The following is a 25,681-nucleotide window of genomic DNA, read 5'->3' on the forward strand; positions in this document are numbered from 1 at the left end:
ACTCTATGACTAGCATTGCCAGAATGAAGAGACTTCAAACAGAGGAATATGCAATTAACTGACGGTGCGCGGACGTTCCATCCGGCTTATTCCAGGTACTCTCAATGTGGCCCACTCCGGACGATAATGTTCTATTTTGCCTACAATTACAGTCATATCATCATAGATCTCATGCTGCTGATAACGAATAACACTTTCAAGCAGGCAATCTGCTACCTCCTGAGGATCATCACTATCAATTTCCTGAATGAGACGCTTCATCCATAACTCTTTATTGACGGCATATCCCGGTGCATCATAGATGCCATCTGTCATCATAATTAAAACATCCCCAGGCTGAAGCTGTACGGTTACCAGATCCACCTCAATATCTTTGATAATTCCAATCGGCAGATTGCTTGCCGAAACCTGAATAACCTCCTGCCCTCGTTTAATAAAACTTGGAGTAGAGCCGATTTTCATAAACGTGGTCTCTGCCGTATATTCATCGATCAGAGCCATATCGACCGTTGCATACATTTCTTCAGGAGAACGCAGCAGCAGAACGGAATTCACCGATTTGATCGCCAGCTTCTCATCCATGCCCGACTGTAACAACTGCTCCAGTATATTTAGCGCAGCACTGCTCTCCATACGTGCCCGTTCGCCATTGCCCATGCCATCGCTAAGCGCAACCGCAAATGTACCATTGCCGAGTTCAACCGTACTGAAGCTGTCCCCGGACATCACATCTCCCCCTTTGGCGGCAGCAGCAACACCCGTTGTTATTTCAAACGTTTTGGCAGATCCAAAGGTGACTGTCGCCAGCCCCTGGCGAGGATCGAGCATCGTCTCATTCAAGACGGCAATATGCTCGTCCAGTACATCCGAGATCAGGGGAGCGATCATTTTCCGGCATTCGTCAAATCCTCGTGTATACGCATGAACAATCTCAATCTCCACATTCCCCGCTTCCAGATTAATGATTTCAATAGAATGTATGGACAGACCTAACGATTCAAGCGCATCCCGAATCTGTTCCTCCTGCTGCACCATCTCATCACTTTCCCGTTGAATTTCTTTCGCCAGGTCCTCCATCACCTGGGATACTCCTGATAATTGCTCTGCAACCAGCTGTCGACTATCTATAATCTGACGTTTCCATTGCATGTTATGTTGATGCAGACCATACTGGGCGCGCATCACTTCAAGTACCTCCTCCGGTTTCGCACATACCCTGTTCCATTCCACCGGAATCTGCTTGCCTGACATCTCCGGGTTGGCTTCAATGGAACTCATCACATCCGTCATATATTTATAGGTTTGAATAAACTTCGCATCCCAGCATTGGGCCTTCTTAAAGCAACCCGAACATGTCCCTTCGGCTACGGCATTCATGAAATGCTCCATCCCGCCTTCGTTCTGTACCGGCTCCCCCGCGCCGGACATCTGATCGAAGCTGCGTGACAGCTGGCGGAATACCTGCGAGAAGCGGGTAACCCGTTCTGCGGTGACATCCCTGATCCGCTTCGCATATTCATGCTGCGATTTTGTGTGATCCTGTGTACCAGGAACATATTTGGATATGGCCGTCAGCATGCTTTTTGGCGTCAGCATAAACAGAACAATGGCTGCACACGTTTCCCACAAGGAATTCATGACGTCTCCCGGACCACCCAGATAGATGGATAGAATGGAGGAACCCAGCAGCATACCTAACGCGACCGCAGCACGTTTCCCCTCCCGAAGCATACCCGCAAGCATGCCTGCAAAAGCAAGCAGACTCATCTGATATACCGCCGACATGTCGGCCAAACTCAGAATGAGGCCAGTAATGACCCCAACCGAGGCTCCCAGGGGGGCTCCGCCCACCAGGGCAAAGATCAGAATGAGATACCGGGAGAGCATATGCTCGACGGACAGGGACTGAATCGTCCAGCCCACGGCTCCCGTCATCACGGAGGCCAGCAAGATGATTAAACAGAGGATCTCCTCGTTCTTTAGGTTGAATTTTTTTTTCCGATACGTGAAGATCGGTATGGCTTGTATGAAAACCAGGGTGAGCACGAAGCTGAGTATGGAATCCATGGTCAGCATTAGCATGGCATACCAGCTGAAAGACGGCCCTATCACGACGGCGAATAACTTGACCATAAAAGTAGTCGTAAACACCATCGTTGGCGCATAAGATAATTCAGCGCGGTCATAAGACTCCAGTCCTCTGAACAACAGATAGAAGATGGCGATCTCCGAAGCAACAATCAGTGGTACCGGAAACGGGGCAAAGAGACTGCCTGCCAGCAATGCGGCACCTACCGGAATAATGTAATCCCTGCGCATGAAGGCTATTACCGCAAAGTAAGCAATCGCAAAGGGCGATAATTCATTCAGAATCATGGCCTTGCCCAGCAAAAATCCCATAAAGGTGAGAAGCAGCACCCATTTACGTGCAGCAACGATCTGGACGGCCTTGCGGGAGCTAATCCACTGCTTAAGACGTACTGACAGCTCCTCCCGAGCTTCCGTACCTCCTTTACCAGCTTTCATTCCCGGAAATTGAATGACATTCCACTTTTCCATCATCCTCAAGGCACCCCATTCGATTAATTTAATTTTCGTGTTTCGTTCTCGATGGTTCTGATTATAGATAGAATAGAAGACGTAGTTTGTCAGAATTGGTGGGCAGGCTTCAAAAACTTTACGACAAAAGAAACAGATGCGGCGCGGTGGTGCGGAACCCCCGGCCTTATTGTGGTTTCATCCATTTGGCAGATCCCCCGCCGACAAGGCGCTTGTCTGATTTTGAACCGGAAGCCCTTCGGCTTCGCCACGATATGAGCAGGATACCTGTGGAATGCCACGGAAACCTGTCGGTAAAAAATGGTAGACGACAAATGTTCTTATGTACTTTTTTTCCTGTGCAGAAAAGCTGGGGATATGGAACTTCACTTTACAAAAACGGCTATGAATCCGGTCTATTGTCTATAACTGACCCGTTAAACTCCAAAATTGAAAACAAACGCAAAAAAACCGCCAGCCCCAAGGCTAACGGTTTTTCTTATATTTTAAATCAGGTTGAACCAGATTAAACGCGCTTGGCTCCACGGCCACCACGTTTGCCTTCTGTGTTCTTCTTCAACGAAGAAATCCGTTCTTCGCTATCTTTCAGGAAGCGTGACATTTTATCCTCAAATGAAGGTTTGCCTGCTGCGGGCTTGAAAGAACGGCCTCCGCGGTCACGGTTAAATCCACCACCACCACCGCCGCCACGACCTTGGCCACCACTTGGGCCTCCGCCGCTGAATCGTTCGCGATCTCCTCCACTGCGTTCCGGTCTAGGAGCTCTTGGGGGTCTGGACTGTGTTTGTTGCTCAACCGGTTTGTCAACAGCTTGCTTAATGGAAAGCCCAATCTTGCCATCCTTGTCAACGTTGATGACCTTAACGGTAACGAGGTCATTAAGCTTCAGGTGGTCGTTGACATCTTTGACATAATTGTCGGCGATTTCCGAGATGTGAACGAGACCCGTGACACCTCCTGACAGATCCACAAATGCTCCAAAATGCGTGATGCCTGTCACCTTGCCCTCTAACTTGGTGCCCACTTCAATTGCCATAGAATAAAATGATCCTCCCTTAAAAATATACAACCCGATTTTTTGAATGCCAAAATCAATGCTGTGCTAATTTAATTATACCTTATGCCGCAAACCAAGGTCAACTGAGCACTACCCCTGAAGGAAGCCTATTTTTTCCGGTATAACGGCTTCAGACATATAGATAACAATCCTTGCTCGATAATGAGCCAAATTACATCAGTTCCCTGACTCTTCAACCTGAATTGGTGTTTCCTCAGGCAGATAGTATCCTTTTTTTCGAGCCAGCTGTCCTATGTATTCGGGATCCTTCAACCGGCTGACTTCATACTTCAACTGATCCAGCTTCTTCTCTGTTTCTTCCTTTGAAGCTTGCTGTGCCGCCAGGTGAGAACTCTTGTCCGAAATTTGTGCAGTCTGCACAAGGAACGTATACCCTGCCCAAATGATAAACACAACCATAAAAGTCATCCAAAGCATGAGACGCCTTTTGGCACCAGCAGATTTTCCTTGGCCTGCTTGTACTTTTGATTTGCTCATAGGTGTTTTACCCATTATCGGACCTCCTTAAAACCAGCGTTTCCACATTGCTGCGATACTTGAACCCGCACGGATCATCCAACGTGGCGTAACCCAATGTTTCAGGATTGGCCTAAACATCCAGCGGAACAACTTGCCGAAAGGTACCAAACATTGCAGCACCAGCTTACCCAGGAATAACAGTATGGCGAGTACAAAACCAATTAATACGCGCACTAACTTGTAAAGTCCTTTAGCGGGCATAACGATCAGGATGTTAAGGATATGTCCACACCAATGAATCAGCGTTCTTGCGAGTTTAATTAACATTACCACAAAACGCTGAGTTGTAACACTTAAAAGCCAAAAATAGAAGCAAACCCCTATAATCAGCCCCAAAAAGACATAAAACCGCAGCTGTCCGTGGTTCCCGGCATACAGCATCCGGAAGACGAACAGCGCGGAGGCGACCCAATACAACAGATCTAACGTGTGGACGCTCCATCTCGGGAACCGCAGCTGACCGGACAGTACCCGGTAACTGTCGTAGGCCATCCCCATCACGGCTCCCGACATCAGCATCCACATCAATGTGATCCATTGAGTATCCGGACTCATCGGAACATCTTGCCGAACAGGCCTTTACTGTTCTTCGACTGGGAACCGGGGTCCAGGTATTGAAGAGAGCTGACAGTGCCCTCGATGGATAATAAACCGTCCTCCAGGCTTAAGTTTTTGATATGTAAATTGTGCCCCCGGATGGTCAGATGCCCAAGTTCAGTTTGCAGCAAAAATTCCTCACTGTCGAAGCTCTCCACATTGGAGACACCCGTCAGATCCAGCAGTTTCCGATTCTGCATGCTCAGATGATGCTGTTTCGTCTTACTTTGCTCAACCATGGCATGTACCCCTCCTTCTTACCCCTAGCTTATGGATCAAAAGTAAAGAATAGAACCAAGGTTGGATGAAACCGAATATCTGGATAAAAGATCAACACAAAAACGCCCTTCCCTGTACGGGAAAGGCGCTTCTCTTCATTTTGCAATGAATGGTTACAAACGTATATCAGGCATCCCTGTTACCAGTTCAGCCCATTATCCTTGGCGATCGGCTCTTCCTTAACCAAGGTGTAGAGGCTGCTCGCCTCATCCTTCTTGGTACTCTCGGCAAGACGTTCCACCTTCACAGTGACCAGCTTTTGACCGAACTGAACCGTCAGCTCATCGCCCACTTTGACAGCGGCGCTGGGCTTCGCTTCACGTCCGTTCACCAGCACACGTCCCTGTTCAGAGACGTCCTTGGCCACAGTGCGGCGTTTGATCAGCCGGGAGACCTTCAGGAATTTATCAAGACGCATTATTTTACGGCTTCTTTAAGTTTGTTGCCTGCTTTGAACGCAGGAACGGTGGACTCAGGAATCACGATTTCATTCCCTGTTTGCGGGTTACGTCCGGTACGACCGGAACGTTTGCGGGTCTCAAAAGTGCCAAAGCCGATCAGTTGTACTTTGTCTCCGCTGGCAAGTGCATCTGTAATTTCTCCCAAAAAGCCGTTCAATACGGACTCAACGTCTTTTTTAGTCAAACCGCTTTTGGTGGAAATGTTGTTAATCAGATCTGTTTTGTTCATTTTTAAAAGCCTCCCAAATTGAAAAAAAAGTATCTGCGAATCCATAACAACATATCTGCTGCTGGCTCCGCGCAAGGTTACTACACATGTATTCTGGCTTGGCATCTGAAATCCTGCCTCGGTCTTCGACTTTTTTCACTTTTTGTCGGTCCTGCCCAAGAACAGTCTAAGTCCAGTACCCGAAACACCTCTTCGTTAATCACACGCTTTCTCGTGCAACCCGCCCGAGATGCTTCGACGACACGATACGCATGATGCAACTAATGATATCGGATCATCGTCCAAAATGCCAGTTCCCTTTACAATCCAGCCTTCTTCGCTGCCTGCCAGTATTGCTCCATTTCATCAACATTACTGTCTGACGGAGTTCTTCCCTGTTCACGCAGACGCTCCTCGATATACTGGAAACGCTGAATGAATTTTCGATTCGTGGCGGCAAGTGCCTCCTCCGGATCTGTATCAATAAATCTCGCTACATTGGCAGCCGCAAACAATAAATCGCCCAGTTCAAGCTTCCGCTCTTCCGCAGACTGATTATGCTGTACCGCTTCTTTCAGCTCGGCCAGTTCTTCCTCAATCTTGGAAAAGACACCATCCACGTCATCCCAATCGAAGCCGACTTTGGCCGCTTTTTTCTGTAATTTGTACCCTTTCATCAAGGCAGGCAAGTCACGCGGAATGCCGTCCAACACGGAAATCTGCTGCAGATCCTGTCCCTTGCGCTTTTTTTCCTCTGCCTTCATCTGTTCCCAGTTTTGCAATGCTTCATTCGCATTCTCTGCCTGTTGTTCGCCGAATACGTGTGGATGACGGAAAATTAGCTTGTCGTTCAATCCTTCAATAACGTCATACACGTTAAACGTGCCAACCTCTTCTTCCATCTGGGAGTGCAGCAAAATCTGCAACAGGAGATCACCAAGCTCTTCCTTCATGTGATCAGGGTCATCTTCATCAATCGTTTCAATGACTTCATAGGTTTCCTCGATCAGGTTTTTGCGAATCGACTGATGGGTCTGCTCCTGATCCCAAGGACAGCCACCTGGACTGCGAAGAATATTCACGATTTCATGCAGTCGTGCGAAGGAGCGTCTACGAAGCGCGTCATCCGTATTTTTTGGCACATATATTAATGATAAATTACCGTACCCTTCAATCCGGTCCAGATCATGCAGCGGTACCTTGTGAATGATCTCCTGTCCCTGTACACCCAAGGCATGCCCAACAAATACCGGATAATCGTCAGGATAAACGTCCATCAGGCACAGTTTTACGTCGGAAGCGGTAAACACATCGTAGACTTGTCCAATCAAGGTGTGGAGCTGCGGCTGCACCAGTTCCGTATTCAGACTGCTGGCATCCAGAAGCTGAAAACCTTCAATAGGATCGAATCCAAGACGAATAAACGCTTCATCCAGGAAACTCTCGCCGCCCAAGACACGCAGCGAGATGCCCATTTGCGGGCAGCGCTCTTTCAACAGTCGTACACTCGCTTCTGCGACCATGGGATGGCCTGGCACGGCATAAACTATCTCGGTACCCGGCTCGCCCTTGCGTGCGGCCTCAATCAGTCGGTCTGCAATTTCGTCGTACACTTCCGGAAAAGAATCCTTCGCCTCATAGATGGCATCAAAGGATGTCATCTCCAGCCCTTCCTGTTTCAAATCATTCAATACGGGATGATCCAGTGTGCGCACATACAGCGTCGCTGCATGTTTCATTTTTTTGATGATTCCTACCGTCAGCTGATCGGCATCTCCAGATCCAAGACCGACTACTGTCAAAGCTGCACTCATGTTTATAAGCCTCCATCCGAACTTTCCTGTTCCGAATCTCCATCCTTTGTCAAACCAATCGTGGATGGGCCATACATAAAGCAGAACAGGGCTCTATAATTACACGTATTATACCAGAATTAGACGTTATCCTATAATTGCATTTGCATATGATACGGTCTGACTCATTCAATCTCTGCTGCTCCGCTTTAGAATGTGAGAGCCGGGATGAATGGACGGCGTAGCGCTAAATGGAACAGCGCAACGCCGAGTTTAGCGCAGCACACGCAGTCTGCGCAGCAGCTTGGCCAGCAGCGGCCCCAGCTTGGGCACAGCCGCCAGCTCTGTGGCGGTCAGCAGCCCCGTCCGGGCCGCTAGCAGCAAGAACACGGCTGAGCCTGCGGCTATGCCAAGCAGGCTCACGCCCATCGCGGCCAGACGGCGATCGGCCGCGATACCGATGCCGCCGAGCAGCGCTTCGGCGACCCAGGCCGTGCCTGCCGCCGCCAGGCTCATGGCGGCGATTACCAGCGCCGGCTTCGCCAGGACGGCGCCAGGGGCCGGGCGCAGGGCGACAAGCCGCGCCAGCAGCGCCACATTCAGGCCAGCCGCCAGCATGTAGGCGACTGCGCCTGCCAGGGCCGCGCCGCTAATGCCCAGCGCCGGCACAAGCATGACGTTCAGCAGCGCCTTGACGCCTGCGGCGGCCAGCATGCTGAACGCGGGTGCGCGCACGGCGCCGAGGCCTTGCAGCAGCGCCGCCGCGATAATGCTGACGGTGCTGCCCGCTGCCGTCAGCGCCATGTACCGCAGAGCTTCGGTGCCTGCGGCATCCCCGTACAGCATGCGGTTGATCGGTTCTGCCAGCACCGCCAAACCGGCGGATGCCGCCAGACCGATCAACCAGAACCAGCGCAGCGCAAGGCCTGCTTGCTGCCTCACGGCTTCTGGCCCGCCCTTCAGCCGGGCTTCGGCCATCGCCGGAATAAAGAGCACAGACAGCGACGTGGCAAGCATCGTCACCAGCTGAACCAGCGGTAAGCCCCGGTTATAAATCCCGAAGGACACCATGGATTGAAGCTCATCCAGCCCCTCTCGTCTTAACAATCGCGGCACCGTAAAGGTATCGACCAGATTCATCAATGGCACAGCCAGTGATCCGAGACAGACCGGAATGGCATACATCAGCAATGTTTTGATCCAATCCCGGTTGGATCGGCGCTCTTCAGGAAGAGGGCCGCTGCCTGTGGTGCTGTATTCTTTTGTTCCCTCCAACTGTACAAGTAACGATTCATCTGTTGCAACTTCATTGCTCCAGTTGTCCCTTTTAACGCTGCGAGGAGATTTCTGCATTCCCTCTCCGCCTGGAACAGCTATCGCATCAAGCGGTTGTCCCGTTACCGATTCAGCACCTTGCATAACAGCGGGCCGTTCTCTGTTTTTCCGCCGATGATGGTACACATATCCAAGCATGGTGACTAACCCGGCTAGCCCCCCTGCCACTGATCCAAGCATGGCTCCAGCCGCTATAGTCTCCAATGAGGCGTCTCGCCCCATGAGCCACAATAACAGAACAATCATCACGGTGACCCGAACAGTCTGCTCCACCACCTGGGATACTGCTGTAGGCACCATTTGCTGCAAACCCTGAAAATATCCGCGCAGCCCTGTCATCACGGGTACAAACAACAAAGCCATAGAAGCTGCCCGAATGGACGTAACGACACTTCCGTTGCCAATCCAATTGGCAATAAGCGGTGCGCCTGTATACATCAATAAGGCCAGCACCAGTCCAATCCCACCGAGCAGCATCGAGGATAAACGGATAATTCGTCTGCCCTCCTCCGGTCTGCCCAGAGCATTCTGCTCGGCTACGAATTTGGATACAGCGACAGGCAATCCGGCGGCAGCAACAGTAATTATGAGCATATAGAACGGGTATACCGTATTGTAGATGCCAAAAACACCGTCTCCCCCCAGATTCTGTAGCGGAATCTTCTGAAAAGCACCAATGATTTTGGATATAATGGCGGCAAGCCCAAGCACAAATGCACCCTGAAGCAATCTTGAGCCTGTAGACGACTGATTCATATGACCCTCCTGCGTATGTCCATGCATTCTTTCCTTCAACGTATACCTAGCTATTATACCTGTCCAAAGGCACACAGACTAACCCTTCAAGGCATCTTGCCCTTCAGGATATCGCTCAGAAAGTCTACAGCTTTCCTAAAATGCAAAAAACTCCTGTATACCCTCAGGGCACCAGGAGTTGATCTGCTGTTTATTGCTCCATCTGTTTGCCAAGGAACCCGGCAGCCGTCTCGGACATTTTAATTTCCATCTGAGACATCTTCACCGATTCATCCTTGTTGAAAAGGATAACCGTTCCGATGGGGTCACCACCCGAAATGATCGGGGCAATAACAAACGATGATAACGTCTCGTCATGATCTTTGCTAAGCTCATAAGAACCATTGTTGGTTTCCAGGATTGTCTTGCGATTTTCCATGCAACTCTCCAGCAGTGGCCCTACCTGCTTGTCCAGATACTCTTTCTTGGAGCCACCTGCTACCGTAATAATCGTATCACGGTCAGAGATCATCGTTACATGGCCTGTGCTTTCATACAGCGATTCTGCATATTCTTTGGCAAAATCACCAAGTTCGCCAATTGGCGAGTATTTTTTAAGAATAACCTCTCCATCGCGGTCCACAAAAATCTCAAGTGGATCGCCTTCACGGATACGTAACGTACGGCGGATTTCTTTCGGAATGACCACTCGACCAAGGTCATCAATACGGCGGACAATACCAGTAGCTTTCATTTCACATGTTGCCCCACTTTCTCGAGAAGATTTTTCAACTACTGTTCCTTAATGGGTAGAGGAAAGTCCCAGAACGTTTAGTGTGATATCTTGACAATAGTATTTATCTGTTCCCATTTCCTTATACATACTTTGGAGAATATAGTTGTGTAAACTTCCACAGAAGGCGACCATGTACCCACTTCGCTCCATAGATACAAGGAAAAGCAAGAGGCAGGCCTTAAGTCCCCCTCTTGCTTTTCTGTATGGTTGTCCATATTTGAAGCGTTCAGTGTATCATCCAGACAAACGTATTTGCTGAATGTATGCACTCGCTATCTTATTTACCGCTTGTATCTGTACTTTCATCTGTTTTTGTTTCCTTGTCGGTTCCAGTTGTTCCTTGATCCGTTTTGGTATCTGTACCCGCATCGGTTTTTTCACCCTCAGTACCCTTTTCCGTTCCAGTACCGGTTGTGCCTTCAGTCGTGCCTTCTTCAGCCTTGTCTGTTTTCGGCAAGTTTACTTCTTTTACGATTTTGTCCAGTTCGCTGGTCATGAATGTGTCGATCTCGGCAGCAGCCAATTGACTTTTCAGCGTTTCTTTTTGTTCAGCAGTCAATTTCGCGTAGTCCGCTTCTGTGCGTTTCTCTACCTTCATGACGTGATAACCATATTCAGTCTCTACAGGATCACTGATTTTGTTCAATGGCAGCGTTTTGGCCGCTTCCTTGAACGCCTCTACCCAGCTAGCTACAGGTGTATCTTCATACAAGCCGCCGTTTTCTGCAGAACCTGTATCTTCGGAGTATTTCTTCGCAATTTCAGCAAAGTCTGCTCCGCCGTCCAATTTTGCTTTCACTTCTTTCGCAAGTTTCAATGCATCTTCTTTTTTACGCTCTTTTTGCGTTTTTGGATCAGTAAAGTTGATCAGTACGTGACGAACGGAAGCCGTCGTGAACTGATCTTTATTTTTCTCGAATTCAGCTTTAATCGCATCTTCAGTAACGCCTGTTTCTTTGTCCTTAATTACCGTCATGATGCGAGTCATGTAATCCTTGATGTTCTGGTCTGTCAGATTCTGAGCTTTCAGCATCTCAGTCCATTGGTCCGCTTGAACAGAAGCTTTCATTTTGTCGAATTGCTCTGTCGCTGTTTTGGCACCCTCGGTTTTGGCTGCATCACTTGCTTTTCCACTCAAATATTCATAAGCAACTTCCTGTTTCACCAGGTATTCCTTGAAATCATCCATATCCATCATTTGTGCATATTCCGGATAGAGGAATTTCATGACCCGTTGCTCCATGTCAAATTCATTGGCTGTAATTGTACCGCCTTCATACGTAGCGACTACAGCACTTGTATCCTTTGGTTCCGTTGTTGCTTCTTCCTTCTTGCCACAAGCGGCAAGCAGTGATAAGGACAGTACTGCTACCATACTCACAGACAGTACCTTCCCCACTTTTTTATACTTTGCTAACATCCTTTAGTTCCCCCTTTGATTTAAAAGCACTTTTCATGGACTCCAGAAATTTCTCTACCAGCTCCATCAGTTGCTTGTCCCCAAGCCCTTTGCCTTTGACATGAATAAGCATATGGGGTCCTTGTTCAAATTGTACACGTCTTTCGAACTGATTTCCAATGTGTGCGATTTTGGAGAGCTCAAAGGCATGTTCACGGCCTTCGTAGAACTTCACTGTAAGATCGTCACCGCGTTGGGAAATCGACTCAATACCGTAGATCTTGCCATAGACTTTCATTCTGGCTACCGCCAGCAGGTTAATCACGGCTTCCGGAAGATCGCCGAATCGGTCAACCAATTCGTCTTCTAGTTCCATCGCATCATCGAAGGAAGCAATAACCGCCACTTTTTTGTAAATCTCAATCTTCTGAATACTGTCATAAATATAATCAGACGGCAAGTACGCATCGATACTGAGATCCAGCGTGGTATTCCACTGATCGGATGGCACCGGCTCTTCGCCGAGCATCGTAACTTTACGTTTGTTGATTTCCTCTGCCAGCATCTGAGAATACAGATCGAATCCGACAGATGCAATGAAGCCGTGCTGTTCAGCTCCGAGCAGATTGCCCGCGCCGCGGATCGACAAATCGCGCATCGCGATCTTGAATCCGGAACCCAGCTCGGTGAATTCCTTGATCGATTGCAGACGTTTCTCAGCGACTTCGGTCAGCACTTTGTCCCGTTGGTACGTGAAATAGGCATACGCAATCCGGTTGGAACGACCCACTCGTCCACGCAGCTGATACAGCTGGGAGAGCCCCATTTTGTCCGCGTCATGCACGATCAGGGTATTTACGTTTGGAATATCCACCCCGGTCTCGATGATGCTTGTGCTGACGAGCACATCATATTCGCCATCCAGGAAGTCCAGAATGGTCTTCTCCAGCTCCGTTTCCGACATCTGCCCATGTCCCACACCAACCCTGGCTTCAGGAACCAACTCGGATATCTCCGCGGCCATCTCCTGAATTCCCTGTACACGGTTATACAGGTAGTAAACCTGACCGCCACGAGCCAGTTCACGTTCAATGGCTTCGCGAACAAGCGCCTGACTGTGTTCAACAACATAAGTCTGGACCGGAAAACGATTTTCTGGCGGTGTCTCGATAACCGATAGATCCCGAACACCCAACATGGACATGTGAAGGGTACGCGGAATCGGCGTCGCTGTCAGTGTCAGCACGTCCACGTTTGTTTTCAGCTTTTTCAGTTTTTCCTTATGCGTTACACCGAAGCGCTGTTCTTCATCTACTATTAAGAGTCCAAGATCCTTGAAGACCAGATCCTGTGATAATAACCGATGGGTACCGATGACGATATCGACGGTGCCTGCCTTAATGCCTTTGGCCGTCTCATTCTGTTCTTTACGTGAACGGAATCGGCTAAGTACATGGATGTTGAATGGATAACCGGAGAACCGCTCACGGAACGTTTCATAATGCTGCTGTGCCAAAATCGTTGTAGGGACTAACACAGCAACCTGTTTCCCTTCAATGGCAGCCTTAAATGCAGCACGAATAGCGACCTCGGTCTTACCGTAACCGACATCTCCACACAATAAACGGTCCATCGGACGATTTTGTTCCATATCCTTCTTGATTTCTTCAATTGCACGCACCTGATCACGTGTCTCATCATAAGGGAACATGTCCTCGAACTCCTGCTGTTCCGCAGAGTCTTTGTCGAAGCCAAAACCTTTGGACGTCTGGCGTTCCGCATAAAGCTTGATTAGATCATCAGCAATATCCTGAACAGATGTGCGGACTTTATTTTTAACCCGTGTCCACTCATTACCGCCCAGCTTATATATTTTCGGCTCTTTCTCTTCTGAACCGACATATTTCTGAATCAGATCAATCTGCTCAATCGGTACAGACAGTTTGTCTCCACCCGCATAGAGAATATGCATGTAGTCCTTGTGAATACCGCCAACCTCAAGTGTACCGATCCCGAGGTACTTACCAATCCCGTGATTTTGGTGAACGACATAATCGCCCACTTTCAGCTCACTATAGGATTTAATTCGTTCAGCATTGTCCACATTTCGAACCGGTTTGCGCACTTTGCGCTGCTTCTGCGAGAACATCTCGCCTTCGGTAACAACAGCCAGATGAATAGAAGGCATTTCAAATCCAGTTTGCAGATTGCCAATCAGCATTTCCGGCTCAGGTATATCATAATCCATCAGTACCCGGCGCATGCGATCAAGTCTTTCCTCACCGTTGGCCAGCATGAGCACCTTAACTCCGGCTTTCTGCCAGCGCTCCATCTCTGCTTTGAGCACGTTCATCTGACCATGGAAGTCCTGCATACCGCGACTGATAAAATTGAGGATGTTCTGCGGTTGGGTATGAGGAACCTGACGCAAAAAGATGGACATAAACAGCGTTTGGAAAGGACGCTCGTATATCAGATCATCTCCATCGGCTGACAGATGCAGGTCTGGAAGGGTCTTCCCATTTTGCATCAAATGCAGATTCCACTCCGACTCATCCCGGTCAAGCTGTTTCGATGTCTCCGCCAGCCTTGCTGGCTCGTCGAGTACAAGCAACGTATCTTCCGGCATGTAGTCGTAGATGGTCTTATTCTCCGGATAGAGCGGTGAAATATATTTATACATTTCAGAGAAATACACATGCTCCCGAAGAAGCTCGATCTCGCGATGGATTTCTTCTCGCAGACGAAGCTTCGCCTGCCGGTCTGTCATTTTCTCCAACTGCTGCTCAAGCAAAATAACAGCTGCATCCGCAGCCTTTTCCATACGTTCGCGATCTGCAATTAATTCTTTGCACGGCAGTACCGTGACTTCGTCAATTCGTTCAATGGAACGCTGGTCTGCCGGATCAAATGTCCGAATGGAATCGATCTCATCGTCGAATAGTTCCACACGATACGCAATGGACGATGTGACTGGATAGAAATCAATAATCCCTCCACGTACACTCATCTCGCCGCGAGATTCTACACGCTCCACGCGTTCATATCCGAGCTTCACCATCTCCAGCAGGAATGAATCCAGCTCAAGCGTGCTGCCTTGTTTAATTGTAATCTGAGCATTAGCCATCACTTCCGGAAGTGGAACATAGCGCCGTACCCCGGAAAAAGGAATAACAACAACGCCCCTGAATCCCTGGGCGCAACGGACCAACACATCAATACGCTGTCCCAATGTTTCTGGACTGGAGACAGCAGCCTCTGCGGCAACAAGTTCGTTGGCAGGATAGAGCAGCACCTGATCAGGTGAAAGCGCTTCCTGTAAATCTTCTGCGATTTTTTGAGCGGAAAACATATTGTGTGTCACAACGAGCAGGGGACGGTTCATTTCCTGATGTAGGGCAGCCAGCATAATCTGACGCGCCGATCCGGATAAGCCCGAAACCAATTGCTCCTTCATGCCGGATGTAATCCCGGTCGTAATGGACCCGAAGTCCGGATCTTTGGAAAAAGCTTGTATAAGTGCTTGTAACAAAAGGGGCACCTCTCTTATAACTTACTTGAGTATCTCACGCCTGCGCGCAGTTCATCATATTAAAATTGGATACAAATTCCTTTTTGTCCTGTTTCATCATAAAGGATTAATCGCTACTTTGCCACATCGGTTTGATGTGGCTGAGCGCGAATTAGGATATAGTCTGGTTTCGTCCCAACTGAAAAGAAGCCTCAGCAGGCTGCCAAGGCTATAAAGGTGGAGCGGTATTCCGCAGCCGCCATCATCTGTCATAAGTTCTTGCTGCAGGCGAGATCGTTATTGAAGCGGGCTCGCAAGCAGGCTCAGCTCAGGATTGAATTCCAGAGCTTCTTTGCAATAATCACATGTAATCCGGACCGTAATATCACCACCGGAATTATACGCTATTATATCCCTCCGCTCGTCGGGGGTCAAGAAATGAAAGCCCAATTGCGCTTCCGTTATTCGGGCAGAATCGATTCGTCCAATAAAAGTACGGCAATGCCTGCACACATAATTCACTGACATGTTTATGCCTCCTGAACATGGTTTATACGTTCAGTATGCCCATTAAGACCGAATCGAACCCGAATCTTGATCATTTTTCCAGATTCGCTTGCAAGGGTTTACCCGTTGAACTTCGCCATCGTTTGCTCAAACGTATGATCCAAACTATACTCCAATGCATCACAAGTCTGTTCAATGGTTTGATCGAGCGCTTCCTTTTCGTTCTTCATAAACTTCGACAGTACGTAGTCTACAATGGCATGTCCCGGTTCTGGTCGGGATATTCCCATCCGTACCCGGTTAAACTGCTGTGTACCGGTATGCTGAATAATGGATTTGATTCCATTGTGACCACCCGCACTGCCCTGGTATCGCAATCGGACTTTGCCTGTTTCCGTGTCCATGTCGTCATAAACGACAATCAGGTCTTCCAGGCTAACTTTATAAAAATCCATATAGGCCCTTACCGATTCACCGGAAAGGTTCATAAACGTCATTGGTTTAATCAGCACCGTTTTGACGCCAGCAATTACACCTTCTCCAATCAGCGCCTTGCATTTGCTCTGTGTTATGGAGATATGATGACGTTCTGCAAGTCGATCGAGTGCCATAAAGCCGATATTATGACGGGTTTTAGCGTAGTTCGGGCCTGGATTCCCGAGGCCGACAATCCACTTCATCTTGTTCCCTCCTTTGGATCAGCCTAAGGTGAAGCATAGACTTCGATTGTTATATTTCATATAATATCAACAAAGTGAGATTCGAATTGGTTATATAATTTGAACGATTATTACACCTAATCACTCCGATTGCAGTACCATCTTTCGATCGCTCTTATCCCCAGATTTTCTTTATTCCCTTGATCCAAGGGAAAAATCCGGTGATAAAGGCGCACGCTCCGCTTCTTCAGATTGGTTCTGCACTCTCCGTTTTGGTGTAAACGTAGTTTCAACTTATATCATGTTTATAGCTTTTATTCATCAACCCAGGAAGGTGAGCGGGTTTTGCGCGAAGACAACGGACAACTGACTCAACATAGCGATTTTATCTATCATCTGGAATATCACGTACCTGTACAGGTATATGACCGCGACACCCATATTGAGATCGGACTAATCACACGTTTCGATAATCAATTTGTCGAAATCGCCGACACTCTTTTTCATCGGCGCCGGTTCCGTTTTATCTCCCGCCCCGGATACTGAAATTCGGCAGGCACCTGTTTTCACTTCCCATATAACGGCACGCCGACAGGGGTTACATTTTCCATTGATCCGGAAAACGTAACCCCTCTACTACTTTATGCAGACATCCTTATTCAATTTCAAACAGCTTGCTGATTGACAATTCCTCATGAACCCGGATAATGGCTTCTCCGAGCAAAGGTGCTACAGACAACACTTTAAGTTTGCTTGTCGGGTTAGCATGCGTAATCGGAATGGTATCCGTTACAATGACTTCCTTCAGCGGTGCATTCTCCAAGCGTTCCATCGCAGGTCCAGACAATACCGGGTGAGTACAGCAAGCGTATACTTCTTTTACGCCGCCTTCCATCAGAGCATTCGCTCCCAGTACAATTGTTCCCGCCGTATCAATGATGTCATCGATCAGAATTGCTGTTTTACCTTCGATGTTACCGATAATGTTCATCACTTCGCTGACGTTCGGCTCTGGACGACGTTTGTCGATAATTGCGAGAGGTGCATTCAGGAAGTCCGCCAGTTTCCGAGCGCGTACTACGCCGCCGTGGTCAGGCGATACAACAACCGGATTTTCGATCTGTTTCGAGCGGAAATATTGAGCCAGAATCGGCACGCCGAGCAGGTGATCAACCGGAATGTCGAAGAATCCTTGAATCTGCATGGCATGCAAGTCCATCGCAATTACACGGGTTGCACCCGCTTTTTCGATCAGGTTAGCAACCAGTTTGGCTGTAATCGGGTCACGCGAACGTGCCTTACGGTCCTGTCTGGCATAACCATAGTACGGAATGACGACGTTAATCGTCTTGGCAGATGCCCGTTTAAGCGCATCAATCATAACGAGCATTTCCATCAGGTTGTCATTAACCGGCAAGCAAGTAGACTGCACGATATAGACGTGACAGCCCCGAACACTCTCAGAGAGTTTCACTTGGATCTCACCATCACTGAAGCTGGTCGTGTGAGATTCACCCATAGGAATTCCGATATAATCAGCAATTTGATGGGCAAGCTTGGGGTTAGAATTGCAAGTAAATATTTTTAATTTCGAATCAAAATAAGTCATAAAATAAAAACCCTCCGTGCTGGTTCATTGGAATCTATAAGCGTCTGCGACATGTCGGCACCCCCCGATGTTCGGGAGGCAATACTTAATATCAAAACCCCTTATTCGGGTTTGGCATTTTGTTTCTTGGCTTTGGCACGACCCCGAATTTTCTCCGCATACCCAGGTTTGTTCTCCTGGCGTGGGCGGGCAATCGCAAGATCGTTGTCGGGAACAGAATGGGTAACGGTAGAGCCCGCAACAACATATGCGCCTTTTCCTACCGTAACAGGTGCAATCAGATTGACATTGCTGCCTACGAACGCATCATCCTCAATCGTCGTTACAGCTTTATTATATCCATCATAATTCACCGTTATTGCCCCGCATCCAACATTTACGTTTTTCCCAACTTTAGCATCACCAATATAACTGAGATGAGATACTTTGGAGCCTTCATCAATTGTAGCATTTTTCACTTCAACAAAGTCACCAATTTTTACGTTGCGGCCCAGTTTGGTGCCTGGACGTAAATAAGCAAATGGACCTACGGTTGTTTCTGATCCAACCTCGGCCTGAGACAGTACAGAATGCTTGATTGTTACCCCATCCTCAATGGTACTTTCTTCGATATCTGCCTGTGGACCAATATGGCATGCTTCACCAATAGTAGTCATACCTTTGAGTATGGTGCCTGGATACAATACTGTATCTGATCCAATGGTAACATCCGCCCCGATATATGTCGATGCCGGATCGATGATCGTAACACCGTTCAACATATGTCTTACCGCCAAACGTTCACGCATGAACGCTTCTGCTTGTGAAAGGGCAAGACGATCATTAACCCCGATGGATTCCGCAATGTCATCTGACATATAGGCTTCTACCACTTCTCCATCATTACGGAAAATGCCAACCACGTCAGTGAGGTAGTACTCTCCCTGCGCATTTTGGTTCGTCACTTTCTCCAATGCAGCGAACAACTTGGCATTATCGAAGCAGTACGTACCTGTGTTGATTTCGTTCACAGCATCTTCCTGCTCCGTGCAATCCTTCTGTTCCACAATGCGCTGTACAGATCCATCTTCTCCGCGAATGACGCGGCCGTACCCTTTGGGATTGTCCAGTTTTGCTGTGAGTACTGTTGCTGCTGCTCCGCGACTCTCATGGAGCTTCATCAGTCCTTCCAGCGTCTCGCTGGTCACAAGTGGTGTATCTCCACAGACAACAATGGTAGACCCTGCTTCACTGCCGAGCAGAGATTTAACCTGCTTCACCGCATGCCCTGTTCCCAATTGTTCAGCCTGAAGCACGTACTCTGCTTTGGAACCCAAAAATGACTGCACCGCTTCGGCTCCGTGGCCGACCACAACGACGCTGCGTTCAACGCCTGCGCGAAGAGCTGCATCCAGCACGTGACCCACCATCGGTTTACCGCATACGGGATGCAGTACCTTGTACAATTTCGATTTCATCCGTTTGCCTTGCCCTGCTGCAAGAACGATTGCCATTCTTTTCAAAATTTACGACCTCCTGTTCTGAAAAACCCATCGTTTTGACCTTACCTGTATATATCCGATGAGTAACGTTCAGCCGGCTTTTGCCGGTCTTGTTCATCGCCTGCTGTCTCTGTAATCACGCGTAACAGCGGACACCAACAAATCGTGACCTATATGTACGCCGTGTACCTGCGAGCTTAACCGAATCCCATGATTCCTAAGATGCCGCCCTGTTACCAAGCGCACGCTGCGCTTTTTGTTCTTTCAACATTTTGCAGCATTCAAGCTGCGAAAATGCTCTTCTGTGAATAAACTCAATACTGAATATATCTTATTCCGGTCAAAAAGAAAAGAGAGCCATAAGACATGGCTCTCTTTTCCTTCGAACCCCAATAATGTTCTCAGGCACCTTCTTCAATGACTTCTTCCTCAGTTGCTGCGCGATCATACTCAGTCAAAACAGCTGCTTGAATCTTCTCGCGAGTACCGGAAGAAATCGGGTGGGCGATATCACGGAATTCTCCGTCAGGAGTCCGCTTGCTCGGCATAGCAACAAACATTCCGTTATTGCCATCGATGACGCGAATGTCATGAACGACGAATTCGTTATCGATGGTAATGGATGCGATAGCCTTCATTCTCCCCTCAGAGTTAACACGGCGGAGTCTGACATCCGTAATTTGCATGTGTGTGTTCACCACCTTTTTCCATCAGAACTTGGTGTATAATTCCACACAGCCTATACGAACTCCTTCTTTTTATAACCACAAAAATGTCCTAATTTCAGGAATTTTTTTATTTAATACACAATTCGACAACGTTAGTGCCAGGTCGATGGAAAAGACCCTTTCCCGACATGTAATTCGTCATAATTCTACAGGTCAAAATAGTTGCCAGGCTTGACGGAGATGTGTCTGCTCTTCGCATCAACCGCCGTCAGCTTTGCCAGAGATATGTAATCCGTCAGCAGTCGTTCTTCCGAATCAACCGATCCAGATTCTACTAATACGCCTACCCCGGCTACGGTTGCATTAAACTCGGCCAATAGGTCGATCATCCCTTGAACAGTTCCCCCGGCTTTCATAAAATCATCTACAATGAGTACTCTGGAATGCTCACGCATGGCCCTCCGAGATAGGGACATGGTATGTAGGCTTTTATGGGACCCGGATACATAATTGATACTTACGGCCGATCCCTCCGTAGCCTGATGGTCCCTGCGCACGAGCACTACAGGCAGGTTGAGCTGGGCCCCGGTCGCATAAGCAAGCGGAATCCCTTTAGTCTCGACCGTCATCACCACATCAATATCCATGTTGCCAAAGGCCGTTGCAAAAATCTTGCCGGCTTCATTCATCAATGCGGGCTTTCCAAGCAGGTCGGACATGTACAGGTATTCACCAGGGAGTATCCGGTCTGGCTGTGCAAGCTGGGTAGAAAGTCGTTCCGCAAAAGCCAGTGCCAGTTCTCTGGACACCTTTGGAATCCACTTCACTCCCCCGGCTGCTCCAGCCAGTGTATGCAGTTCTCCCGAACCACCTTCTTCGAACACTTCCTTGATAATCGCCAAATCTTCACTGATCGACGACTTCGCAGCTCCATAGCGTTCGGCAAATGTAGTCAACGGAATAACCGTATGCGGTCTAGACAATAAGTACTGCGTCATTTCAACCAGCCTTGCGCTTCGTTTTAATTTCTTCACAGAGATCCATCCTCACGATCACGGAAAACATCCAAATCCGAATAATTATTTAAAAATATACCACCTTTATACGTGTTTGTACATTATAAAAGCGAATTTTAAGTTAGCATACGTACGGCATATACTTCTTTACAGAAGCCTCGAAGTCCATTGAAGATCCGTGCAACCTTGGACTCCTTAGAGACCAGCCCAAACACGGTTGGGCCGCTGCCAGACATTAATACTCCGTCTGCTCCGAGCCGAATCATAGCATCTTTCAGATGCTGAACTTCCGGATACAGCTTCAAGGTTACATCCTCAAGCACATTCCCCATCTGCCCGCATACTTCGGCAAAAGATTGATTGCGAATGGCCTGCTCCATTTTGGCAGCACTCGGATGACGAACAATCTTGTCGCTGCGGAAACGTCCATAGACATCGGCAGTGGATACATTGATCGGCGGCTTGGCCAAGATCACCCAGCATTGCGGAGGATTGGGCATCGGTGTGAGCTTCTCCCCACGGCCTGTGGCGAGTGCTGTTCCACCTGTAATGCAGAAAGGCACATCCGAGCCCAGTTCAGCTCCAAGCTCTTGAAGCTCTTGATCCGGGATGTTGAGACGCCAGAGGCGATTCAATCCACGGAGCGTTGCTGCTGCATCACTGCTGCCACCAGCAAGTCCAGCGGCCACCGGAATTTTTTTGTCCAGATGGATATGAACTCCGGTTCTCACGTCATAACGCTCTTTAATAAGCCTGGCTGCCTGAAAAGCCAGGTTCTTCTCATCCAGGGGGATATATCCCGCCTGACTGGAGATAAAGATCGTGTCACGAGGAAGCTCAGACATCTCCAGTCGATCGGCAAGATCCACCATCGTCATGATCATCTCAACTTCGTGAAATCCATCTCTTCTTTTATGTAAAACGTCTAGCATCAAATTGATTTTAGCAGGCGCTTTTTCGTAAATTTTCAAGGCGTTCACCCGTCCTCACCTTTTCCCTAAGACAACTTAACATATTATATCAAAATGGGGCTGTCAAGTCATTTCTATTCCGCATCCATGGGGAAAAAGCGAGGTCATTCCTGCCGGATTGCCCCGCTCTCCAAACCGATTGAACCGGATTACGATTTGCGTGCCGCTTCTTCCGCAAGTTGAATGGCCCGTTTTACCATATTGCCTGCATCCTTGGCTTTGATTCCGCCCCAGCCTTCTTGCTGAACGGTATCATAGAACCCTAGGTCTTTCGCCAGTTCATTCTTGAGTTCATCCGACATTACACTTCTTCTCCGGCTCATTGGATCATCCTCCTCCAAAATGTTTATTCATGATAAGTCCAGTCGTATTCGGGACTATTTGCCCCCAGGCCAAGCTCATTTCCTTTGAGCTACTCCAGGAAAATGCCTTAAACCTGTTCAAATAGTATGCCGCTTCTTCCCTAGACTCATTCCTGATCATATATGGCTTCCAGATGAATTGAGCGTGACTTCCAAAAAATAAAAAAAGCGACCTGCCCGAAGGGCAGAATCGCCGTAAATCGATACTTACGTCTCCATGTAGGGGCTATGCGTCTGGCTGCCTGGATCAAATACCATGACTTCCACCGATTCCGTAAGTATATCAGCATAACTGTAGGATACTCGCTTGAAAGTTTCTTGCTCCTCATCAAGCTTAACAATAAAAACAGAAGGGTACGTTTCTTCCAATACACCCGTACGCTCAATGGTCTTACGGCGGCCACCATTAGCCCGCAGCATAATTTTCTGACCGATATGTGCATCGAGATTGCGTTTGATATCCAATAGCGTATTTTTAGCCATTGTCGACGACCACCTCTTTTCTTGTCCATTATACCGGATTTTACAGTCATTGTCAAATCAAAACTAATTATTATATCAGTATCAAAAAGTTGTTGTCAATGAATTTTTTTGCAAAGAAAAAAAGCCCCAAAAAGGGACTTTATTCTGCTATCTTTAGACGGCTGACGGATTCACTTTTAACGTAGATAAATCATTCAATCCCGGCAGACCTACCCGATAACTTCCCCGTGTCTCTACGCCGCCCACACCCTGGCTACCACTGATCGTGTTATGCAGAACGTCGTTCATGTTCACCGTTTCCCGCACCGACGTGAAGGCAGCCTTGGCTGCCACATAGACCGGGTCAAGGGCATGAATGAGAATTCTGCCTGGTGAACTCGCAAAGTTTGCCCCAGCCCGCAGCAGGGCTTCAAAATGGGACTGACACGCGCCAGCTACAATCGTGAGCGCATCCAGATGACGTTCATATTGCCTAGCCACCTGAATGGCTGATACGAAATTTTGCGAATTCTTGTAGCTTCCCAGACTATATAAGTCATAGGGCTGACGAGTCTTGAGTACCCCGTCATGGCCGGTAATGACGACGATATCCGGACGCACTTTGGGAAGCAGACGAAATAAAGTGTCCGCCATGGCAGACTCGTGTACATATTGCCCCTCTGCGGGAACACGAAGCTGCTCATAAAGGTTCATGCTTTTTTTTAGATAATTGGGATCGCCATCCAGGTGCAGCACTTTGCCAGGCATCTCGAAATAAGCAGGGTCTTGTTGGACAGACCATTCCTGTAGCAAGCCTTCACGATTGCGCTCGGCCTGTTCCATCCGATTCTGCTGCAGACGCGAAAGCGTCTGATGAGCCTTCACATGGGCCTGCCTTGTCTTGGCACTCTGCGGTTCATAAGGAACCTGTATCAAATCGTCCACAGGGGAATCGGCTAACAGCCGGAACTCGGTCCCTTTAATGATGGCACCGTCCGACTGGAGGCCTTCCACCCGGAAAGTCACATCTCCACCGTATGACTTACGAACGACCAAGTCTCCGATATTCATCAACATAATCACCTCTACCCCATCGTATGGGCAGAAACCCGGATTGGTTCATCCGAATTTTTACAGAGCTGCGCGTACCCCGGCTTCCCACATTACGGTACTGAGTGTGGCGTATTCCTGCAAACTCAATGTTTCTCCTCGTCTCGAAGGTTGAATACCAGCCTGCTCCAACAGCTGATCAGCCTGTTCTCTGTTCTCCTTTGTGAAGAAACGAGCTTTCAGATTATTCGAGATCGTTTTTCTACGCTGAGCAAAAGAAGCCTGTACCACTTCGAAGTAATGTGCCTCGTCGGGAATTTCAACCGGCGGCTGCTCACGCACCTTCAGCTTGATTACAGCCGATTCCACATTAGGCTGCGGAATAAAGACTGTAGGCGGCACAACGCAGACCAATTCCGGCATACTGTAGTACTGAACCGCAATGCTCAGACTGCCATAGTCCTTTGATCCTGGTGCAGCAGCCATACGTTCCGCCACTTCCTTCTGGATCATGACCACAATGCTGTCCACAGGTAGCTTTTCTTCGAGTAGCTTCATCATGATTGGCGTCGTTACATAATAAGGCAGATTGGCTACAACACTCACTTTATCTACCGTTCCAAAATCCGTACGGAACAGCTCAGCCAGATCGAGCTTCAGCACATCCCCGTGATGCACACGAACGTTCGGATAAGGCTCCATCACTTCCCCCAGAATCGGTAACAGTCGCTGATCTATTTCTACAGCCGTTACAGGCCCGGCTACCCGAGCCAGACGTTCTGTGAGTGCACCAATACCCGGTCCGATCTCAAGCGCGCCCTTGGACTCGTCCAAGTCAGCTGCATTTACAATTTTGTTCAATATATTTTGATCGATCAGAAAGTTCTGACCCAGGCTCTTCTTGAATGAAAATCCGTGTCTTTGAATAATTTCTTTGGTCCGTTTGGGTGTTGCAATCTCTACGGTTTCTTCCATGCCCTTCATACGCTCACAATCCTTCACGTTCAATTTGCGATAATGCTTCGGAGAACTCTTCCCGGGTAATCTGGAATACACTCAATCGCTTGTGGAACTGCTTGCCGTTGCAATAACCAATGCCCAGCAAATTGCCCATCTCCATGCGACGTGCAGCAGCCTGTGGGTGCACAATCAGTCCCGCCGCAATCAGATCCTCCCAATCGATCAGACTTGGTGCGCCTTCATATGACGTATGCACACGAGCCAGTGCATGACGAATCGCCTCCGGTGAGGCGTTCTCCACTCCGATGTCGCCTTTGCGCGTAGCATCCGCCTCCGGAATGAAGGCATGCTTGCAACCAGGTACTTTATTGGCAATGATTTTACGAATACGTTCACCCGCGTGATCCGGGTCTGTCAGTACGATGACACCACGTCTCTCTTGAGCAAGTGCAATCCGCTTTAGAATGCGCTGGTTGATGGCCGATCCACCGGTCTCAATTGTATCTGCCTGAACCGCACGGCGAATGGCTACGGTGTCATCACGGCCTTCCACCACGATCACTTCTTTTATCATGTTCCATTTCTTCCTTTCTAACGCAAAAAGAAGAGGAGTATCCTCTTCTCTGCTAAACGGCGGGGGAGACTGAATTCAGACCCCTCCGACGC

General features: G+C 48.5%; 26 protein-coding genes. 2 read left to right on the forward strand and 24 right to left on the reverse strand.

Annotation, left to right across the window (positions count from 1 at the left end; all coding sequences use genetic code 11):
* Positions 1 to 54 precede the first annotated feature (54 nt).
* Positions 55 to 2,562 (reverse strand): stage II sporulation protein E, encoded by a 2,508-nt coding sequence (spoIIE, locus tag Q0V21_RS32015; protein ID WP_024633725.1) that lies wholly within the window; start codon positions 2,560 to 2,562, stop codon positions 55 to 57.
* Between the two features lie 83 nt (positions 2,563 to 2,645).
* Between spoIIE and Q0V21_RS32020 the strand changes: the two genes are divergently transcribed.
* On the forward strand, positions 2,646 to 3,068 hold the full coding sequence (locus tag Q0V21_RS32020; RefSeq protein WP_301882512.1) for a hypothetical protein: 423 nt from the start codon (positions 2,646 to 2,648) through the stop codon (positions 3,066 to 3,068).
* Here Q0V21_RS32020 and Q0V21_RS32025 read toward each other — a convergent pair.
* From Q0V21_RS32025 to pth, 13 genes are all read right to left on the reverse strand, one after another.
* A complete protein-coding gene (locus Q0V21_RS32025) occupies positions 3,065 to 3,595 on the reverse strand; it encodes a S1 domain-containing RNA-binding protein (protein ID WP_053778917.1) in 531 nt (176 codons plus the stop codon). The two genes, Q0V21_RS32020 and Q0V21_RS32025, sit on opposite strands and share 4 nt — an antisense overlap.
* A 198-nt stretch (positions 3,596 to 3,793) precedes the next feature.
* Entirely contained in the window at positions 3,794 to 4,129 is a 336-nt protein-coding gene (locus Q0V21_RS32030; protein WP_024633723.1) for an FtsB family cell division protein, read from the reverse strand.
* Positions 4,130 to 4,141: 12 nt separating this feature from the next.
* Positions 4,142 to 4,711 carry a spore cortex biosynthesis protein YabQ gene (gene yabQ, locus Q0V21_RS32035; RefSeq protein ID WP_053778919.1) on the reverse strand — a complete coding sequence of 190 codons (570 nt, stop codon included), beginning with the start codon at positions 4,709 to 4,711 and terminating at the stop codon, positions 4,142 to 4,144.
* Positions 4,708 to 4,992 (reverse strand): sporulation protein YabP, encoded by a 285-nt coding sequence (yabP, locus tag Q0V21_RS32040; RefSeq protein WP_079347447.1) that lies wholly within the window; start codon positions 4,990 to 4,992, stop codon positions 4,708 to 4,710. The genes yabQ and yabP overlap by 4 nt, the downstream gene beginning before the upstream one ends.
* 179 nt (positions 4,993 to 5,171) lie before the next feature.
* Positions 5,172 to 5,450, reverse strand: coding sequence for an RNA-binding S4 domain-containing protein (locus Q0V21_RS32045; RefSeq protein ID WP_024633720.1), 279 nt, complete (start codon positions 5,448 to 5,450; stop codon positions 5,172 to 5,174).
* On the reverse strand, positions 5,450 to 5,722 hold the full coding sequence (locus Q0V21_RS32050) for an HU family DNA-binding protein (RefSeq protein WP_017691362.1): 273 nt from the start codon (positions 5,720 to 5,722) through the stop codon (positions 5,450 to 5,452). Before Q0V21_RS32050 ends, Q0V21_RS32045 begins: the two co-directional genes overlap by 1 nt.
* 299 nt (positions 5,723 to 6,021) lie before the next feature.
* Positions 6,022 to 7,515: a bifunctional methyltransferase/pyrophosphohydrolase YabN gene (yabN, locus tag Q0V21_RS32055; RefSeq protein ID WP_301882516.1), complete on the reverse strand. Its 1,494-nt coding sequence runs from the start codon at positions 7,513 to 7,515 to the stop codon at positions 6,022 to 6,024.
* A 252-nt stretch (positions 7,516 to 7,767) separates the two neighbouring features.
* On the reverse strand, positions 7,768 to 9,585 hold the full coding sequence (locus Q0V21_RS32060; RefSeq protein ID WP_301882517.1) for a putative polysaccharide biosynthesis protein: 1,818 nt from the start codon (positions 9,583 to 9,585) through the stop codon (positions 7,768 to 7,770).
* A gap of 190 nt (positions 9,586 to 9,775) precedes the next feature.
* Positions 9,776 to 10,318 (reverse strand): stage V sporulation protein T, encoded by a 543-nt coding sequence (spoVT, locus tag Q0V21_RS32065; protein WP_024633717.1) that lies wholly within the window; start codon positions 10,316 to 10,318, stop codon positions 9,776 to 9,778.
* A 319-nt stretch (positions 10,319 to 10,637) separates the two neighbouring features.
* Positions 10,638 to 11,780 (reverse strand): peptidylprolyl isomerase, encoded by a 1,143-nt coding sequence (locus tag Q0V21_RS32070; RefSeq protein ID WP_079347441.1) that lies wholly within the window; start codon positions 11,778 to 11,780, stop codon positions 10,638 to 10,640.
* Positions 11,764 to 15,291 (reverse strand): transcription-repair coupling factor, encoded by a 3,528-nt coding sequence (mfd, locus tag Q0V21_RS32075; protein ID WP_024633715.1) that lies wholly within the window; start codon positions 15,289 to 15,291, stop codon positions 11,764 to 11,766. The genes Q0V21_RS32070 and mfd overlap by 17 nt, the downstream gene beginning before the upstream one ends.
* A 276-nt stretch (positions 15,292 to 15,567) precedes the next feature.
* Positions 15,568 to 15,798 carry an anti-sigma-F factor Fin gene (fin, locus tag Q0V21_RS32080; protein ID WP_024633714.1) on the reverse strand — a complete coding sequence of 77 codons (231 nt, stop codon included), beginning with the start codon at positions 15,796 to 15,798 and terminating at the stop codon, positions 15,568 to 15,570.
* 98 nt (positions 15,799 to 15,896) lie between these two features.
* Positions 15,897 to 16,457: an aminoacyl-tRNA hydrolase gene (pth, locus tag Q0V21_RS32085; RefSeq protein ID WP_079347437.1), complete on the reverse strand. Its 561-nt coding sequence runs from the start codon at positions 16,455 to 16,457 to the stop codon at positions 15,897 to 15,899.
* 324 nt (positions 16,458 to 16,781) lie between these two features.
* On the opposite strand from pth, the gene Q0V21_RS32090 reads away from it, so the two are divergent.
* The gene (locus Q0V21_RS32090) at positions 16,782 to 16,982 is read left to right on the forward strand and encodes a hypothetical protein (RefSeq protein WP_024633712.1); all 201 of its coding nucleotides are present in this window, start codon (positions 16,782 to 16,784) and stop codon (positions 16,980 to 16,982) included.
* 109 nt (positions 16,983 to 17,091) lie between these two features.
* Here the strand turns inward: Q0V21_RS32090 and Q0V21_RS32095 are convergent, their stop codons facing one another.
* The 10 genes from Q0V21_RS32095 to rnmV form a co-directional block, all read right to left on the reverse strand.
* Positions 17,092 to 18,045, reverse strand: coding sequence for a ribose-phosphate diphosphokinase (locus Q0V21_RS32095; protein WP_017691370.1), 954 nt, complete (start codon positions 18,043 to 18,045; stop codon positions 17,092 to 17,094).
* 101 nt (positions 18,046 to 18,146) lie between these two features.
* Positions 18,147 to 19,538 (reverse strand): bifunctional UDP-N-acetylglucosamine diphosphorylase/glucosamine-1-phosphate N-acetyltransferase GlmU, encoded by a 1,392-nt coding sequence (glmU, locus tag Q0V21_RS32100; protein ID WP_443146330.1) that lies wholly within the window; start codon positions 19,536 to 19,538, stop codon positions 18,147 to 18,149.
* 389 nt (positions 19,539 to 19,927) lie between these two features.
* Positions 19,928 to 20,212 carry a septation regulator SpoVG gene (spoVG, locus tag Q0V21_RS32105; RefSeq protein ID WP_017691372.1) on the reverse strand — a complete coding sequence of 95 codons (285 nt, stop codon included), beginning with the start codon at positions 20,210 to 20,212 and terminating at the stop codon, positions 19,928 to 19,930.
* A 188-nt stretch (positions 20,213 to 20,400) separates the two neighbouring features.
* Positions 20,401 to 21,228 carry a pur operon repressor gene (gene purR / locus Q0V21_RS32110; protein ID WP_024633710.1) on the reverse strand — a complete coding sequence of 276 codons (828 nt, stop codon included), beginning with the start codon at positions 21,226 to 21,228 and terminating at the stop codon, positions 20,401 to 20,403.
* Between the two features lie 98 nt (positions 21,229 to 21,326).
* Positions 21,327 to 22,181, reverse strand: a complete 855-nt coding sequence (ispE, locus tag Q0V21_RS32115) for a 4-(cytidine 5'-diphospho)-2-C-methyl-D-erythritol kinase (RefSeq protein WP_079347492.1) — start codon at positions 22,179 to 22,181, stop codon at positions 21,327 to 21,329.
* Between the two features lie 149 nt (positions 22,182 to 22,330).
* Complete coding sequence (locus Q0V21_RS32120) at positions 22,331 to 22,504, reverse strand: small, acid-soluble spore protein, alpha/beta type (protein WP_024633708.1); 174 nt, start codon at positions 22,502 to 22,504, stop codon at positions 22,331 to 22,333.
* A 246-nt stretch (positions 22,505 to 22,750) separates the two neighbouring features.
* On the reverse strand, positions 22,751 to 23,026 hold the full coding sequence (gene veg / locus Q0V21_RS32125) for a biofilm formation stimulator Veg (protein WP_024633707.1): 276 nt from the start codon (positions 23,024 to 23,026) through the stop codon (positions 22,751 to 22,753).
* Positions 23,027 to 23,179: 153 nt separating this feature from the next.
* Complete coding sequence (gene yabG / locus Q0V21_RS32130) at positions 23,180 to 24,076, reverse strand: sporulation peptidase YabG (RefSeq protein ID WP_301882526.1); 897 nt, start codon at positions 24,074 to 24,076, stop codon at positions 23,180 to 23,182.
* Between the two features lie 60 nt (positions 24,077 to 24,136).
* Complete coding sequence (gene rsmA, locus Q0V21_RS32135; protein WP_301882527.1) at positions 24,137 to 25,039, reverse strand: 16S rRNA (adenine(1518)-N(6)/adenine(1519)-N(6))-dimethyltransferase RsmA; 903 nt, start codon at positions 25,037 to 25,039, stop codon at positions 24,137 to 24,139.
* 4 nt (positions 25,040 to 25,043) lie between these two features.
* On the reverse strand, positions 25,044 to 25,589 hold the full coding sequence (gene rnmV / locus Q0V21_RS32140) for a ribonuclease M5 (RefSeq protein ID WP_024633704.1): 546 nt from the start codon (positions 25,587 to 25,589) through the stop codon (positions 25,044 to 25,046).
* Positions 25,590 to 25,681: the final 92 nt, after the last annotated feature.

It is taken from the genome of Paenibacillus sp. 11B (assembly GCF_030487755.1).
Classification (GTDB): domain Bacteria; phylum Bacillota; class Bacilli; order Paenibacillales; family Paenibacillaceae; genus Paenibacillus; species Paenibacillus vandeheii.